We start from the raw sequence: 14,412 nt of genomic DNA, 5'->3' as shown, positions 1-14,412 counted from the left end.
CGCGCCAGTGCATTCGCGACCGCGACGAAGGCGGCACCGCATAGACTGGGCCCATGCCCCGCAGTCCGCTTCCGCCTCGAGAGGGAATCTCGGCGACCGCGCTGCGCGCCCCCGGTGGCAAGGCCACTCACGCCAAGAATCACCTGCCCGTTCCCGACTCGATCGGGGAATGGCTCGAATCCGAATTCCCCGAGGCGGCCCCCGAATCCCGACGGGCGCTGCTGACCGATGGGGACCTCCGCGACGAGGCGGGGCACCCGGTGACCTGGGACGATCAGGTCATCCCCGGCGGGTTCTACTTCTTCCACCGTCCTGTCCCGCCCGAAGAACGAATCCCCTTCGAAGTCGGCATCGTGTTCGAGGATGAGGACCTGCTCGTCGTCGACAAACCCCACTTCCTGGCCAGCACCCCGAACGGACGCTTCGTCCGCGAATGCGTCGTCACCCGTCTGCGCGTCGACCTCGACCAGCCCGACCTCGTCGCCATCCATCGCCTCGACCGGATCACCGCCGGACTGCTTGTCCTGTCGAAACGGCCCGAGACACGCGGCCGCTACCAGCGCCTGTTCCAAGACCGCAGGGTCCACAAAACGTACCGCGCCCTGGCCCCGGCACCACCTGCAGACATGGAGTTCCCGCTCGTCCGTGAATCACGCCTGGTGAAGCCCGTCGGAGGACGCCAAGTCCTCGAAGTCGCGGGGGAGTCGAACGCGACCAGCCGGATCCGCCTGGTGCGGACCATTACCACCAGGACCAGTGTCTCGGGTGCCGCGTGGCCGCCTCAGCGTGAGGGATCCGACCACGAACAGCGAGACAGGTGGGAAGGCGAGAGAGGAGCGCCGCCTCGGCGAGGGGTTGCCGAGTACGAGCTCGAGCCGGTCACCGGTAAGACCCACCAGCTGCGGGTGCACATGAACGCGCTCGGGCTGCCCATCCTCGGTGATCCGGTCTATCCGGTCGACCTCGCGCCAGACCCCTACGACTTCACGTCGCCGCTGCAGCTGTTGGCCGCGGAGATCGCATTCGACGATCCGCTGACCGGAGTGAGCCGACGGTTCGAGAGCGGACTCGGCCTCGATCCTGCTGCGGTCAGCTCCGATCCAGGCGAAACCCGGTAGCCTGGTGTTATGAGTCCACACGCCCCCGGATGCACATCAGAGGCCATCGTCGACCTTGTCCGCACCCGCATCACCGACGGTGAGTACCCGGCAGGAAGCCCGGTCCGCGATGGTGCCTTGGCCAAGGAGTTCAACGTTTCGCGCAACACCGCCCGCGAATCGCTGAGCCTGCTGCGCCACGCCGGGCTGCTCACTCAGGAACCCAACCGGGGCTTCTTCGTCTCCACCTTCGGCATCGACGAACTCAAGGACCTCTACCGCGCCCGCCGGGTCTTCGAAATCCGCGCCGTCCAGGAATCGCAGGACGCCACCGACGAGGCGATGGCCGCCGTCGAAGCCTCCGTGGTCCGGGCCGAGACCGCACCGAAGAACGAAACCTGGGCGGATGCCCAGGAGCACTCGGCGTCGTTCCACCGGGCGATCGTCGGGCTGCTGGGCTCACCGCTGCTCGATGAGTTCTACCTCAACCTCATGGCCCGGCTGTCGACGACGTTCTCGCGCTCGCCCGAACCCGGCAAATACCACTCGCACTGGGCGAATCCGCACCGGGACATCCTCGAGAAGATGAAATCCGGGGATCGGCAGGGGGCCGAGGGACTGCTGCGCATTCACCTCGACGATTCCGAAGCCTCGACGCTCGACCTCGCGCGGTCCGTGGGGGAGGGGCGCTAGGGGGTCGGCGTTCGGACACTTTGCCGCTCACGCGACTCAACGCCCTGCTCTAGTGCGATTCCCACAGCATTTCCTGTGTAGCCAGTCTCACAGTGCCCGGTGCTTGAACCCATAGCGGTCGAGACTCTGGCTCCGATAGCATTGAGCCACCGTATCTTCGCGTCGAAAGGCTGTCTTCATGGGAAACCCTGAGCAGGAATCACAGGCCGCAAACGATCCGTTCTCGCTGACGGGACTCACGTATGACGATGTCCTCCTCCTGCCAGGCGACACCGATGTCATCCCCTCCGAAGCCTCCACCGCCTCCCGGCTGACCAAGGAGATCGAGCTCAACATCCCGCTCGTCTCCGCAGCGATGGACACCGTGACCGAATCCCGGATGGCGATCGCCATGGCCCGCATCGGCGGCCTCGGCATCATCCACCGCAACCTCTCCGCCGAGGATCAGGCGAAGCAGGTCGACTACGTCAAGCGTTCCGAATCTGGCATGATCAACGACCCGCTGACGATCACTGCCGACAAGACGCTCGAAGAGCTCGACGAGATCTGCGGCAAGTACCGCATCTCCGGACTGCCCGTCGTCGATGAGAACAATGTGCTCGTCGGCATCGTGACCAACCGCGACCTGCGCTTCGTCACCCGCAGCGAATTTCCCACACGCACCGTCGCCGAGACGATGACGAAGATGCCGCTGGTCACCGCGCCTGTCGGCGTGGCTGCCGAGAAGGCCTTCGAGCTGCTCGCCGAACACAAGGTCGAGAAGCTGCCCCTGGTCGACGACAACAACGTCATCCAGGGCCTCATCACCGTCAAGGACTTCGTCAAGACCGAGGAATACCCGCTGGCCACCAAGGACGACGAAGGCCGCCTGCGCGTCGGCGCCGCCGTCGGGTTCTACGGCGACGCCTATGAGCGCGCAGGAATGCTCGCCGAGGCGGGCGCCGACGTCCTCGTCGTCGACACCGCCAACGGCCACGCCCGCGGAGTCACCGACATGATCAAGACGATCAAGTCCGACCCGGCGTTCTCCGCCGTGCAGATCATCGGCGGAAACGTCGCCACGAAGGAAGGCGCGCAGGCGCTCGTCGAGGCCGGAGTCGACGCCGTCAAGGTCGGCGTGGGACCCGGATCGATCTGCACCACCCGTGTCGTCGCCGGTGTCGGCGTCCCGCAGGTCACCGCTGTCCACCTCGCCGCTCAGGCCGCTCGCGCCGCCGGGGTGCCGGTCATCGCTGATGGCGGACTCCAGTACTCCGGTGACATCGGCAAGGCCCTGGTCGCCGGTGCCGACACCGTCATGCTCGGCTCCCTGCTGGCCGGATGCAACGAGTCGCCGGGCGAACTCATCTTCGTCAACGGCAAGCAGTACAAGGCCTACCGCGGAATGGGCTCACTGGGTGCGATGGCGCCGCGCAAGGGCAAGTCGTATTCGAAGGACCGCTATTTCCAGGCCGATATCGCCACCGACACCGACCTCATCCCCGAGGGCATCGAAGGCCGAGTCGCTTACCGCGGTCACCTCAAGCAGGTCGCCCACCAGCTCACCGGAGGCCTGCGCCAGACGATGTTCTACGTCGGCGCACGCACCGTCGGCGAGCTCAAGGCCAAGGGCAAGTTCGTCCGCCTGACCACGGCAGGGCTGAAGGAAAGCCACCCACACGATATCCAGATGACCGTCGAGGCCCCGAACTACGTCGTGAAGTGACGTAGGAGGTTCTCTGGTCAGTGAGAAGCCGCAGCTTCCGCGTTTGCGCGGAGGTTGCGGCTTCTTGCTTATGTGGATGCCGAGGGCGCGGGGCGAATTCCTGGCCTTTCAACGGGCGGCTGTGACTCTGCGGCGCCCGAGCAGATTGTTGGGTCGATCCACGGTGGTCTGCGGGCTGAAACCACCGTGGATCGACCCAACAATTCGCGGTTACCGGGGTCCGTGCTGTCTCACGATGCTGGATGACACACCCTGTTGTGACGAAGACCACGCGCTCGTTTTCCGGCCGATGCACCCGTAGTGCGAATGGGCTCCTTGCCTTATGAGTGCTGGGAAGAGGCGGCATCGCCCCCGATGAGAGGTCTACTTCCGTAGTCGGTGAACCTGGCCGATGGCTCTTCGGAAACAGAGAAAGTTAGGGTAGGTTTCCCTAATGCGAGCCGCGCTTCGCGGTGCGCATCATCGAAGGAGGAAACCTCACAGTGACGACTTCTCTGCTCTACGACACCGAAGCGACACCCACCTCAGCACCCCTTCAGACCCCCGAAATCCCCCACGCGAACTCCGAGTCCAGCGCCCCGATCGCGGCGCCGGAGGTCGTCAACCCCACCCTTGCCGAGGTCCGGAACCCGCCCGGTACCGATGCGCTCCTCGGCGCCCACAGCGCAGACGAATACACATCGCTCATGCACAACGTCGTCGACGCACTCGGCGAACGATTCCGCACCACTGAGCGCGCCGCCTCGGCGAAGGACCGCTCCGGACTGCAGGCTGCCGTCGATGCTGTCGACCTCGACACCGCCGGAGTCGGCAACGCCGAAGCCCTGCGCGAAGTCGACGCCCTCTACGCCGACAACGCCGTGTGGTTCCACCACCCCAGCTACGTCGCCCACCTCAACTGCCCCGTCGCCGTGCCCGCCGTCGCCGCCGAAGCGATGCTCGCGGCCATCAACACTTCGGTCGACACCTACGACCAATCCCAGGTCGCCACCCTCATGGAACGCCGCCTCATCGACTGGACCTGCGGCCACCTCGGCTTCGCCGGCGGCGACGGAATCTTCACCTCCGGAGGCACCCAGTCGAATCTCCAGGCACTGTTCCTCGCCCGCGAAAACGTGCTTGCCGGACTGGCCGATCACGCCGACGAATCCGAACGTGGCGGGTCCGTTGACGCAGAACCTCGCCGAGGCGGCCCCGACCTGGGCGAGCCCACACGCCGTGACCAGCTGTCCCGGCTGCGGATCCTCGCGACCGATCAGGCTCACTTCTCCGTGTCCCGTGCGGCCTTCCTCCTCGGCCTCGACGCCGAGGCGGTCGTGACCGCCCCGACCGACCGGTCCGGCCGGATGGACGCCGAGGCCCTCAACGCGAGCCTGCTCGCCATCGAGGCGAACGACCAGATCCCCATGGCCGTCGTCGCCACCGCCGGAACCACCGACCTCGGTGTCATCGACCCGCTCGAGACCATCGCCGAGGTCTGCGCCTCGGCGAACGTCTGGCTGCACGTCGACGCCGCATACGGCGGCGGGCTGCTCTGGGCCCCACAACGAGCCCACATGCTCGACGGGATCTCCAAGGCCACCTCGGTGACCATCGACTTCCACAAGACGTTCTTCCAGCCGGTGTCCTCCTCGGCCCTGCTGATCAGGGACGCGAGCCTGTTCGCGCCGACGATCCACCACCATGACTACCTCAACCCCGAAGCCGAAGCACAGGTTGCCGACGCCGAACCGAACCAGGTCGACAAGTCCCTGCAGACCACCCGCCGCTTCGACGCGCTCAAGCTCTGGACGACGCTGCGCGCCCGAGGTGCAAGCGAGATCGGGTCGATGCTCGACACGGTCTGCGACCTCGCGGCCGACGTCCGGGCGCTGCTCGAGGATCAGGCTGACTTCACAGTGCTCGGTGCCTCGGACCTGTCCACGGTGCTCTTCCGATTCACCCCGGCGACCGCGGACCAGGTCACCTGCGACGAACTCGTGCCGCTCATCCGCCGCGTCCTCTTCCGCTCCGGCCGCGCCGCCATCGCCCGCACCGTCATCGATGACCGGCCATGGCTCAAACTCACCCTGCTCAACCCCGACACCCGCCTCGATGACGTCACCGCCGTGCTCGACCTCGTCCGTGCCACCGGGCACGGCATCCTCGCCGGTCGAGATCTCGAGGGCGCCGCAGACGTCGACGGCGCCGCAACCGAAGGAGGCGCAGCATGAGCGCAGAGTCCACGCCCATCCACGACATCCTCGGCGTCGGCATCGGTCCCTTCGGCCTCGGCCTGGCCGCACTGTCGGAACCGCTCGACGACGTCGACGCGATCTTCCTCGACCAGCGCCCTGAATTCCGCTGGCATCCGGGCATGATGATCGAAGGCTCGACCATCCAGGTGCCGTTTCTCGCCGACCTCGTCACCATGGCCGACCCCACTTCGCCGTACTCGTTCCTCAACTTCCTCAAGGAACGCCGCCGCCTCTACCCGTTCTACATCCGCGAATCGTTCTACCCCCTTCGCGCCGAATTCGACGAATATTGCCGGTGGGTCGCCGCCCAGTTGGATACGCTGCGATGGAATCGTCGCGTCGTGTCCGTGACCAGGGACGACGGTGTGTACACCGCCCTCGCCGAGGTGGTCGATGGCTGCGGTTCGATCCTGACGACCGAGGCCTACCGCGCTCGGCATCTCGTCCTCGGGGTGGGAACGCAGCCAGTGCTGCCGCCTGCGCTGCAGGGACTTAGGCGTGACGCTGGCGCCGACTCGCCCGCCGCCGGACCGGACGGTGTCGCCGAATCGCCCGCTGCCGGCCCGCTCATCCACACCGCCGACTATCTCGAGAACCGCGAGGCGCTGCTCGATTCCGGGGCGATCACGATCGTCGGCAGCGGCCAGTCCGCCGCCGAGATCTACCGTGACCTCATCGACGACGCCGAAGACCGAGGCGTCCGCCTGGACTGGGCGACCCGCTCGCCGCGGTTCTTCCCGATGGAGTACACGAAGCTCACCCTTGAGATGACCTCCCCGGAGTACACCGACCACTTCCGGGCGCTGCCCGATGAGCTGCGCGAACGCGTCGGCCGGGAACAGCGCACGCTGTACAAGGGCATCTCCGCCGACCTCGTCGACGACATCCACGACACTCTCTACCGACTCAGCCGCGGCGGGCGGCAGCTGCTGACGAACCTCGTCTCCGAAGCCGAACTCGAGAGCGCCGACATTGACCCGATCAGCGGCGAATACCTGCTCGGATTCCGCAACACCGCACTGGGCAAGACCTTCACCAGGCGGTCCGGATCGGTCGTCGCAGCCACCGGATACAAGTCACAGGTGCCGGACTTCCTCAGCCCCCTCGGCGACGATATCCGTCTGGACTCTCGCGGCCGTCTCGACGTCAGCCGCCACTACACGATCAACGACGAGGGCACCATCCACGTCCTCAACGGCGAAGAGCACACTCACGGCGTCACCGCCCCTGACCTGGGCTTCGGTCCCTGGCGGGCCTCGGTGGTGCTCGCCGCGGTGACCGGTCGAGAACCGTATCCGATCGAACGGACCATCGCCTTCCAGACCTTCGGAGTGCCGGCCGACGAATCCTATGCCTCCACTCTGGCAGCCGCGAACTCGACCAATGGAAATACCCGGGCCGGCTCGACCGACGCTGATTCCGAGGTCGACTCCGCCACCTTCGCACTCGACGACTCCAAGGAGATGTCACACGCATGACCACCGAACTCATCACCGAACCGACTGCTCCCGTCAAGGGCACGACGCCGAACGCGGACGTAAAGCTCACGGCCGCCTCGGCGACGGTGACCATCCGTCCGCTCGACGTCGACCGGAACACCGCCCGGATCCACGAGTGGCTGACCCACCCACGCGCACACTACTGGATGATGACCGACCTAAACGAGAACGAGGTCCGGGCCTACTTGGAAGGCATTCGCGACTCAGCGGACGACGCCGGTTGGGTCGGATCCGTCGACGGAGATGACTGCTTCTACGTCGAGACCTACACTCCTGACAGCCTCATCCCGCAGAACGTCCTGGCCACCGGACCTAGCGACATCGGGATGCACCTGCTCGTCGCACCACCGGCAGGACCTGCCGTGCACGGACTTACCGACCGGATCATGGCGGCGGTCATCGACTTCTGCCTCAAACCCGGTGGCCAGGGAGGACGCGGTGCCGAACGTGTCGTCGTCGAACCCGATGCACGAAACGACGCGATCATCGAGAAGAACCGAGCCGCCGGCTTCACCCCCATCACGGAGGCGACCATCATGATGGGCGAGATCGCGAAACGCGCGCTCGTGAGCGTATGCACCCGCGCGGATTTCGAGTCCAGCGCACTGGCCCCGTTCGTCGGCGCCGGAGGCCTGGGACCGACGCCCATCAACTCGGATCACGCGCGACCGACTCTCGTCGCTGAGACCGAGGAATCGGCTGGCGACCAGAAGCTGACGGAATCACGAATGAGCCGGAGAGCAGCAACGCCGCCGGCGCCATACGCCCATCTCAACTTCGATGCGTTCTCCGTCGTGCAACGCCACCTCGTCGCCAAAGCCCTGTCCGAATTCGCCCACGAACGACTCATCCATCCGGTGAGCGTCGGTGCGGGCGGGGGAGCCGCCGCGAATGGCAACGCACATGCGGACGGGGGAGCCGCCTCGGCGAATGGTGAAGATCAAACGTGGGAACTGAGCGTCGACGGGGCCAGCCGGTACACGTTCACCGCGCGCGTGCTGCCGCTCGAACACTGGGTCATCGACGAAGCCAGCATCACCCGGTGGTGCGACGGATCCGAGGTGCCGCTCGACGCGCAGGAACTCGTCGTCGAACTCCAAGACGAACTCTCCATCCCCGAAGACCTCATCTCCACCTACCTTGAGGAGCTCGCCTCGACCCTGGCCGGAGCCGCGTTCAAACTCGAGGACGCTCGAGCCGGGCGCAGACCCGATGCACGTGCACTCGTCGAAGCGGATTTCCAGACCACCGAGGCTGCCATGACCGAGGGCCACCCGGGGTTCCTCGCGAACAACGGCCGCATCGGCTTCGGCCTCAGCGACTTCCGCACGTGGGCACCGGAAAACGGACAACTGAACCGCCTCGAATGGGTGGCGGTGAGGCGCGATCTCAGCCATCTCTCCTTGGGCGTTGGACTCGACGAGCAGTGCCACCTCGGTGAGGCGCTCAGCGAAGCCGAACGGGACCTCTTCGGCTCCCGGATCCGGGCGGCGGGACAGGACCCGGCGGACTTCCATCTCATGCCGATCCACCCCTGGCAGGCCGACCACCGCCTGGCGATCACCTTCGCCGCGGACATCGCCCGCGGTGATCTGCTGCCGCTCGGGGAGGGACTCGATAAGCACCAGGCGCAGCAGTCCCTGCGGACGTTCTTCAACCGTTCGCGGACCGGGGCTCCGTATGTGAAGGTCGCGCTCGCCGTGCAGAACATGGGATTCCTGCGTGGACTGTCGCCGAAGTACATGCGCGATACCCCGGCCATCAACGACTGGGTCGCGAACCTCATCGCCTCCGACGACACCTTCGCCGCGGCTGGCTTCCGAGTGCTGCGGGAGCGTGCCGCGCTCGGCTACACGGGGGACGTCTACCACCAGACGAAGGAGACGAACCCACACCGGAAGATGCTCGCCGCCCTGTGGCGGGAGAACCCTGTCGAGCAGATCGAACCAGGTCAGAAGCTCATCACCATGGCAGCCCTGCTGCACCGGGATCACCAAGGGGTGTCGCTGGCCGGCGAGCTCATCAGCGCATCGGGATTGAGTGCCGGGGCATGGGCACGCAGCTACCTGCGGGCCTACCTGAAACCACTCGTGCATGCGCTGCTGGCGCACGATCTCGTGTTCATGCCGCACGGGGAGAACCTCATCCTCGTCCTCGACGAGCATGTGGTCACCGGGGCATTCATGAAGGACATCGGTGAGGAGGTCGCCGTGCTCGGCCACCGCGAACTGCCTGCCGATGTCGAACGCATCCGCGCCGTGGTGTCGGGGGAGGAGAAGGCCCTGTCAGTGTTCACCGACATGTTCGACGGGGTCCTGCGGCACCTGTCCGGCATCCTCGACGCCGATGGACTGCTGCCGGCCGATAGATTCTGGACGATCGTCGCCGAGACCCTCGACGGCTACGAGGCAGAGCACCCGGAGTTCGCACGCGGGGTCAGCGGTGACGTCGATCTGCGCGCCGATCACTTCGCCCATTCGTGCCTCAACCGACTGCAGCTGAAGAACACGAAGCAGATGGTCGACATCGGCAACCAAGCCGAATCGCTGCTCTACGCGGGCACCATGCCCAACCCCGTGGCCAGCTGAGCCGAACCGACAACAACCTCGCCGAGGCGGGACTCCGGAAGGATGTCCCGCCTCGGCGAGTACGTTCATCCCTCATGCCCACCGGTTAGTATCATTCCAACGGTTGCCTGCGCGTCGATGCGCAGAGTCACGAACCGGTCCACAGACTCAAAGGTGCGCACATGGCGAAGCGAAACGATCGGCCGACCCTGGCCACGGTCGCCGAACGCGCCGGTGTGAGCATAAAAACGGCCTCCCGCGTCCTCAACGGCGAAAAGCACGTCGCCGCCTCAACCGCGGAGAAGGTCGAAACCGCCGCCGAGGAACTCGGATTCCGACTCAACCCCACGGCCCGACGCTTGCGTGCCGGAGGCCGCTCACCCTATATCGGCGTCGTCCTCTCCGACGCCGGGGACGCTTTCCAAGCCCGCGCCTTTGCCGCCGTGGAAGCCGAACTCGCCGCCCTCGACCTGCGCCCGGTGGTGACCGTGGTCGGTGACGACCCGGACCGTGAGGAAGCCTTCCTCGACGAATGCCTCGCCAACGACCTGACCGGGATCATCGTCATCCGCGCCCACCCCGAGGCGGCCGAGACCTACGCACGCGCCGCCTCGGCGCCGGGCATCCGAATCGTCACCCTCGACCCCGCGGTCACCGGCCCAGGTATCAGCGTCGTCGCAGGTGACGACCGTGAAGCGGGACGCCTTGCGGCCGAACAGCTGCTCGCGCACGGACATATGGCGCTCGGCGTCATCGGCGACCATTCGCCCAGCCTCATCACCACCCGCCGGCTGCAGGGAATCCAAGACGCCATCGCCGGTCGCACCGGCGTCGGCTGGCGCGCCTATATGCGCGAAGACGCCCACGACGAAGCCAGCGCGAAGAACGTCGTCGCCGCCTGGCTGGGCTCGCGCAGCGCCCCCAGCGCACTCATCACCCTGTCCGCGACCGTGACCCAAGGTGCCATCGACGCCTGCCGCCGCCTCGGCGAATGGCCGGCCTTGGTCGGCATCGACGATTTCCCCACTGCCGAACTCCTCGACGTCACCGTCGTCGATCGCAACGTCGAATCCCTCGCCGCCGAGGCGGTCCGACGACTCCGGTCCGGCGCGGAACCCACCGATTCCGGGGGAGGAGAGGGCCGCCTCGGCGAGGGTGGGAATCCGCATCCGTCAGAGACGACCGGGCGCGAACGCGTCGATGACGGTGTGCCGGAATTCGACAACGCGCTCTGTGTCATCGTTCGCGGCAGCGGTGAGGAGCCTCCCGACACCCGCTGAAAACTTTTGACGAAACAGTTGACAGCAGGCGACGTTCGGCGAATCATATTCAACAGCCTGACAACGTTGTCAGAAAGATTGAAAGGTTCACAATGAGGCACAACCTTAAGTCCCACAAGAAGCTGGCGCTCCTCGGTGCCTCGGTCGCGATCGGTGCTCTTGCACTCAGCGGCTGCGGCAACCAGAAAGGCCAGGGAAACGACGAGGCAGACAGCGGATCCGGCGGTGACGGAGATGTCACGATCGCACTGCTGCTGCCCGAGTCGAAGACCACCCGGTACGAGTCGCTCGACAAGCCGAACTTCGAGAAGTACGTCAAAGAGGCCAACCCAGACGCGAAGGTCGAATACCGCAACGCCAATCAGGACGCGACTCAGCAGCAGCAACAGGTCGAGGCCGCCGTGACCGAGGGTGTCGACGCCATCGTCCTCGACCCCGTCGACGCTTCCGCCGTCTCCTCTGCGCTGTCGAAGGCCGAAGCGAAGAAGATCCCGGTCATCTCCTACGACCGCTTCTTCGAAGGTGCGGCCTACTACACCTCGTTCGACAACAAGAAGATCGGCAACCTGCAGGGCCAGGCCGTCCTCGACGGGCTCAAGGAAGCTGGAGTCGACCCGAAGTCGGGACCGGTCTGGATGGTGAACGGCGACCCGAAGGACCCGAACGCCGCGGACTTCAAGGCCGGTGCGGAAGAGACCCTCAAAGGCGCGGGCGTCGACATCGCCGCCAGCCACGACACCCTCGACTGGAACCCCGACGACGCACGCCAGTGGGTCGAGGGTCAGCTGCAGGGCAAGGGTGAGAAGCCGATCGCGATCTACGCGGCCAACGACGGCACCGCCGGCGGTGTCATCGCCGCGACGAAGAAGGCCAAGGTCGATCCCGTCGTGACCGGTCAGGACGCCGAGGTGGACGGTCTGCAGAACATCCTCAAAGGTGACCAGTACGCCACGATCTACAAGTCGATTCCGCCGCAGGCCGAGTTCGCAGCCAAGGCCGCCGTGGCTCTGGCCGCGGGCGAGGAAGTCGGTGCAGGAACGACCTACAAGGACACCCCCACGGACTTCGTCGAAGCCAAGGTCGTCACCACCGACACCATCAAGGACATCGTCGGTGATCAGATCAAGGCCGAGGACATCTGCACCGGGAAGGTGGAGAAGCTCTGCGCCGATGCCGGCGTGAAGTGAGCGCGTGAGCGTTCATGATCTGACGTGACCGACCTCGAGCCGGCGACCATCACCGGTCGCCGGCCGCCGGGGTCAACGACTGCGACAAGTAGGAACAGATGACACCAGAGACACCCGAACCGGCAGCTGCGGCGACGCGGACGCCGGGCAGCGACAGCGAGCCGGTGCTCGAACTGCGCGGAATCAACAAACGGTTCGGCGCCGTCCAAGCGCTGACCGACATCCATCTCAGCGTCGGTCGCGGCGAAGTCGTCGGCCTCGTCGGCGACAACGGCGCCGGCAAATCGACACTCATCAAGGTCATCGCCGGAGTCCACGCCGCCGATGAGGGCGAACTCATCATGAATGGGACATCGCAGAAATTCTCCTCCCCGAAGGACGCGCAGAGGGCCGGAGTGGCCACCGTGTTCCAGGACCTGTCTCTGTGTGAGAACCTCGACGTCGTGGCCAACCTGTTCCTCGGGCACGAGAAGACCCGTGGGGGAGTCCTCGACGAGGTGGCCATGGAAGCCAAATCCTGGGAGCTGCTGCGCAGCCTGTCGGCGAAGATCCCGAGCGTGCGCGTACCGATCGCGGCACTGTCCGGCGGACAACGTCAGACGGTCGCCATCGCCCGGTCCCTCCTCGGCGATCCTTCGCTGGTCATGCTCGACGAGCCGACGGCGGCCCTCGGTGTCGCCCAGACGGCCGAGGTGCTCAATCTCATCGAACGGCTCAAGGAACGCGACCTCGGCGTGCTGCTCGTCAGCCACAATATGGCCGATGTGCAGGCCGTGTGCGACCGGGTGCACGTGTTGCGCCTGGGCAAGGACGCCGGTGACTTCCCCGGAGACGAACGCACGGACGTGCTGGTCGCCGCGATCACCGGAGCCAGCGACAATGTCGTGACCAAACGCGCCGCACGGAGGGGTGAGCGCCGATGACCCGCAACTCCTTCATCACCGATGAGCGGATCTCGTCCGAAGGTATCGTCGGAACATTCATTCGACGGGTCAAAGAGGGGCAGCTGGGTTCGTTCCCCGTCATCTTCGCCCTCATCGTCATCGTCATCGTCTTCCAGTCGGCCGATTCCAACTTCATCTCGCCGGCCAACCTCGTCAATCTCTCCACCCAGGTGGCGTTCCTCGCGATCCTTGCTCTGGGCATCAACCTCATCCTGCTCCTCGGCGAGATCGACCTGTCTCTGGCGCAGTTGGGCGGTCTGGCAGCCTCCCTGCTCGGTGTCCTCGTCGTCAGGCAGGGTGTGCCCCCGGCAATGGCGCTGATCATCATGCTGCTGCTCGGTCTGGTCGTCGGCGCGATCCAAGGCTGGTTCTTCGCCGTCGTCGGCATCCCGGCGTTCGTCGTCACCTTGGCTGGTCTGCTCGCATTCACCGGTCTGACGCTGACGACCCTGGGCACACAGAAGAACCTGTCGATGTCGGACACCTTCGCCTTCGACTTCGCGAGCTTCTACTTCCCGGCGATCTGGGCCTATATCTTCGGAGCGATTGCGATCATCGGCTTCGGCGGCGGCATCATCTATTCGAAGATGCGTCGCCACCGCGAAGGCCTCAGCGCCCCGAGCTGGACGTCGGTGATCGTGCGCATCGTGCTGCTGGCCGCGATCGTGTTCGGCTTCCTCATCCTCGTCAACCAGGACTTCGGTCTGGCGATGCCGTTCTTCCTGATGATCGTCATCGCGATCGTCATCGACCTCGTGCTGCGCAAGACCCGCTACGGTCGTTCGATCTACGCCGTCGGCGGCAAGGTCGAGGCCGCCCGGCGAGCCGGTATCCGCGTGACCTGGGTGCGCATCAGCGTGTTCATGGCCGCAGGTGTGTTGGCCGCGCTGTTCGGGTTCATCAAGACCGGTGTGACGACGAACGCGGGATCGACGCTGGTGAGCACGCAGGATCTGCTCAATGCGATCGCCGCGGCGGTCATCGGCGGCACCTCGTTGTTCGGCGGTCGCGGTACTGCTTGGGCCGCTGTGCTCGGTGCCCTGGTCGTCGGTGCGATCAACAACGGTCTCTATCTCATCGGCTTCAACTCCGATGCGCAGCAGATCATCACCGCACTCGTCCTGCTCACCGCCGTCGTCATCGATGCGCTGAGCCGCCGCGGACAGAGGTACGTCGGGCGGGGGTAGTGGGGCGTGAAGCTTC

The 14,412-nt window shown here is 65.8% G+C and carries 10 protein-coding genes; all 10 read left to right on the top strand.

Annotation, left to right across the window (positions count from 1 at the left end):
• The first annotated feature begins 53 nt into the window (after positions 1 to 53).
• The 10 genes from GUY30_RS13165 to GUY30_RS13120 all read left to right on the top strand — a co-directional run bounded on the left by GUY30_RS13165 (position 54) and on the right by GUY30_RS13120 (position 14,396).
• A complete protein-coding gene (locus GUY30_RS13165; RefSeq protein WP_167198408.1) occupies positions 54 to 1,118 on the top strand; it encodes a pseudouridine synthase in 1,065 nt (354 codons plus the stop codon).
• A gap of 9 nt (positions 1,119 to 1,127) precedes the next feature.
• The gene (locus GUY30_RS13160; RefSeq protein WP_062862180.1) at positions 1,128 to 1,790 is read left to right on the top strand and encodes a GntR family transcriptional regulator; all 663 of its coding nucleotides are present in this window, start codon (positions 1,128 to 1,130) and stop codon (positions 1,788 to 1,790) included.
• A gap of 178 nt (positions 1,791 to 1,968) precedes the next feature.
• Entirely contained in the window at positions 1,969 to 3,495 is a 1,527-nt protein-coding gene (gene guaB, locus GUY30_RS13155) for an IMP dehydrogenase (protein ID WP_167198405.1), read from the top strand.
• Between the two features lie 482 nt (positions 3,496 to 3,977).
• Complete coding sequence (locus GUY30_RS13150; RefSeq protein WP_323127757.1) at positions 3,978 to 5,708, top strand: pyridoxal phosphate-dependent decarboxylase family protein; 1,731 nt, start codon at positions 3,978 to 3,980, stop codon at positions 5,706 to 5,708.
• A complete protein-coding gene (locus GUY30_RS13145) occupies positions 5,705 to 7,210 on the top strand; it encodes a lysine N(6)-hydroxylase/L-ornithine N(5)-oxygenase family protein (protein WP_167198402.1) in 1,506 nt (501 codons plus the stop codon). Before GUY30_RS13150 ends, GUY30_RS13145 begins: the two co-directional genes overlap by 4 nt.
• The gene (locus GUY30_RS13140) at positions 7,207 to 9,819 is read left to right on the top strand and encodes a GNAT family N-acetyltransferase (protein ID WP_167198399.1); all 2,613 of its coding nucleotides are present in this window, start codon (positions 7,207 to 7,209) and stop codon (positions 9,817 to 9,819) included. Before GUY30_RS13145 ends, GUY30_RS13140 begins: the two co-directional genes overlap by 4 nt.
• Positions 9,820 to 9,980: 161 nt before the next feature.
• Positions 9,981 to 11,078 carry a LacI family DNA-binding transcriptional regulator gene (locus GUY30_RS13135; RefSeq protein ID WP_167198396.1) on the top strand — a complete coding sequence of 366 codons (1,098 nt, stop codon included), beginning with the start codon at positions 9,981 to 9,983 and terminating at the stop codon, positions 11,076 to 11,078.
• A 92-nt stretch (positions 11,079 to 11,170) separates the two neighbouring features.
• The gene (locus tag GUY30_RS13130; RefSeq protein WP_167198393.1) at positions 11,171 to 12,265 is read left to right on the top strand and encodes a substrate-binding domain-containing protein; all 1,095 of its coding nucleotides are present in this window, start codon (positions 11,171 to 11,173) and stop codon (positions 12,263 to 12,265) included.
• Between the two features lie 98 nt (positions 12,266 to 12,363).
• Positions 12,364 to 13,188 (top strand): ATP-binding cassette domain-containing protein, encoded by an 825-nt coding sequence (locus GUY30_RS13125; protein WP_167198390.1) that lies wholly within the window; start codon positions 12,364 to 12,366, stop codon positions 13,186 to 13,188.
• Positions 13,185 to 14,396 (top strand): sugar ABC transporter permease, encoded by a 1,212-nt coding sequence (locus GUY30_RS13120; protein ID WP_167198387.1) that lies wholly within the window; start codon positions 13,185 to 13,187, stop codon positions 14,394 to 14,396. Before GUY30_RS13125 ends, GUY30_RS13120 begins: the two co-directional genes overlap by 4 nt.
• The last annotated feature ends 16 nt before the right edge of the window (positions 14,397 to 14,412 follow it).

Source organism: Brevibacterium pigmentatum, assembly GCF_011617465.1.
GTDB lineage: Bacteria > Actinomycetota > Actinomycetes > Actinomycetales > Brevibacteriaceae > Brevibacterium > Brevibacterium pigmentatum.
The sequence above is the reverse complement of the archived record's forward strand: the minus strand, read 5'-3'. Positions and strand labels throughout refer to the sequence as shown.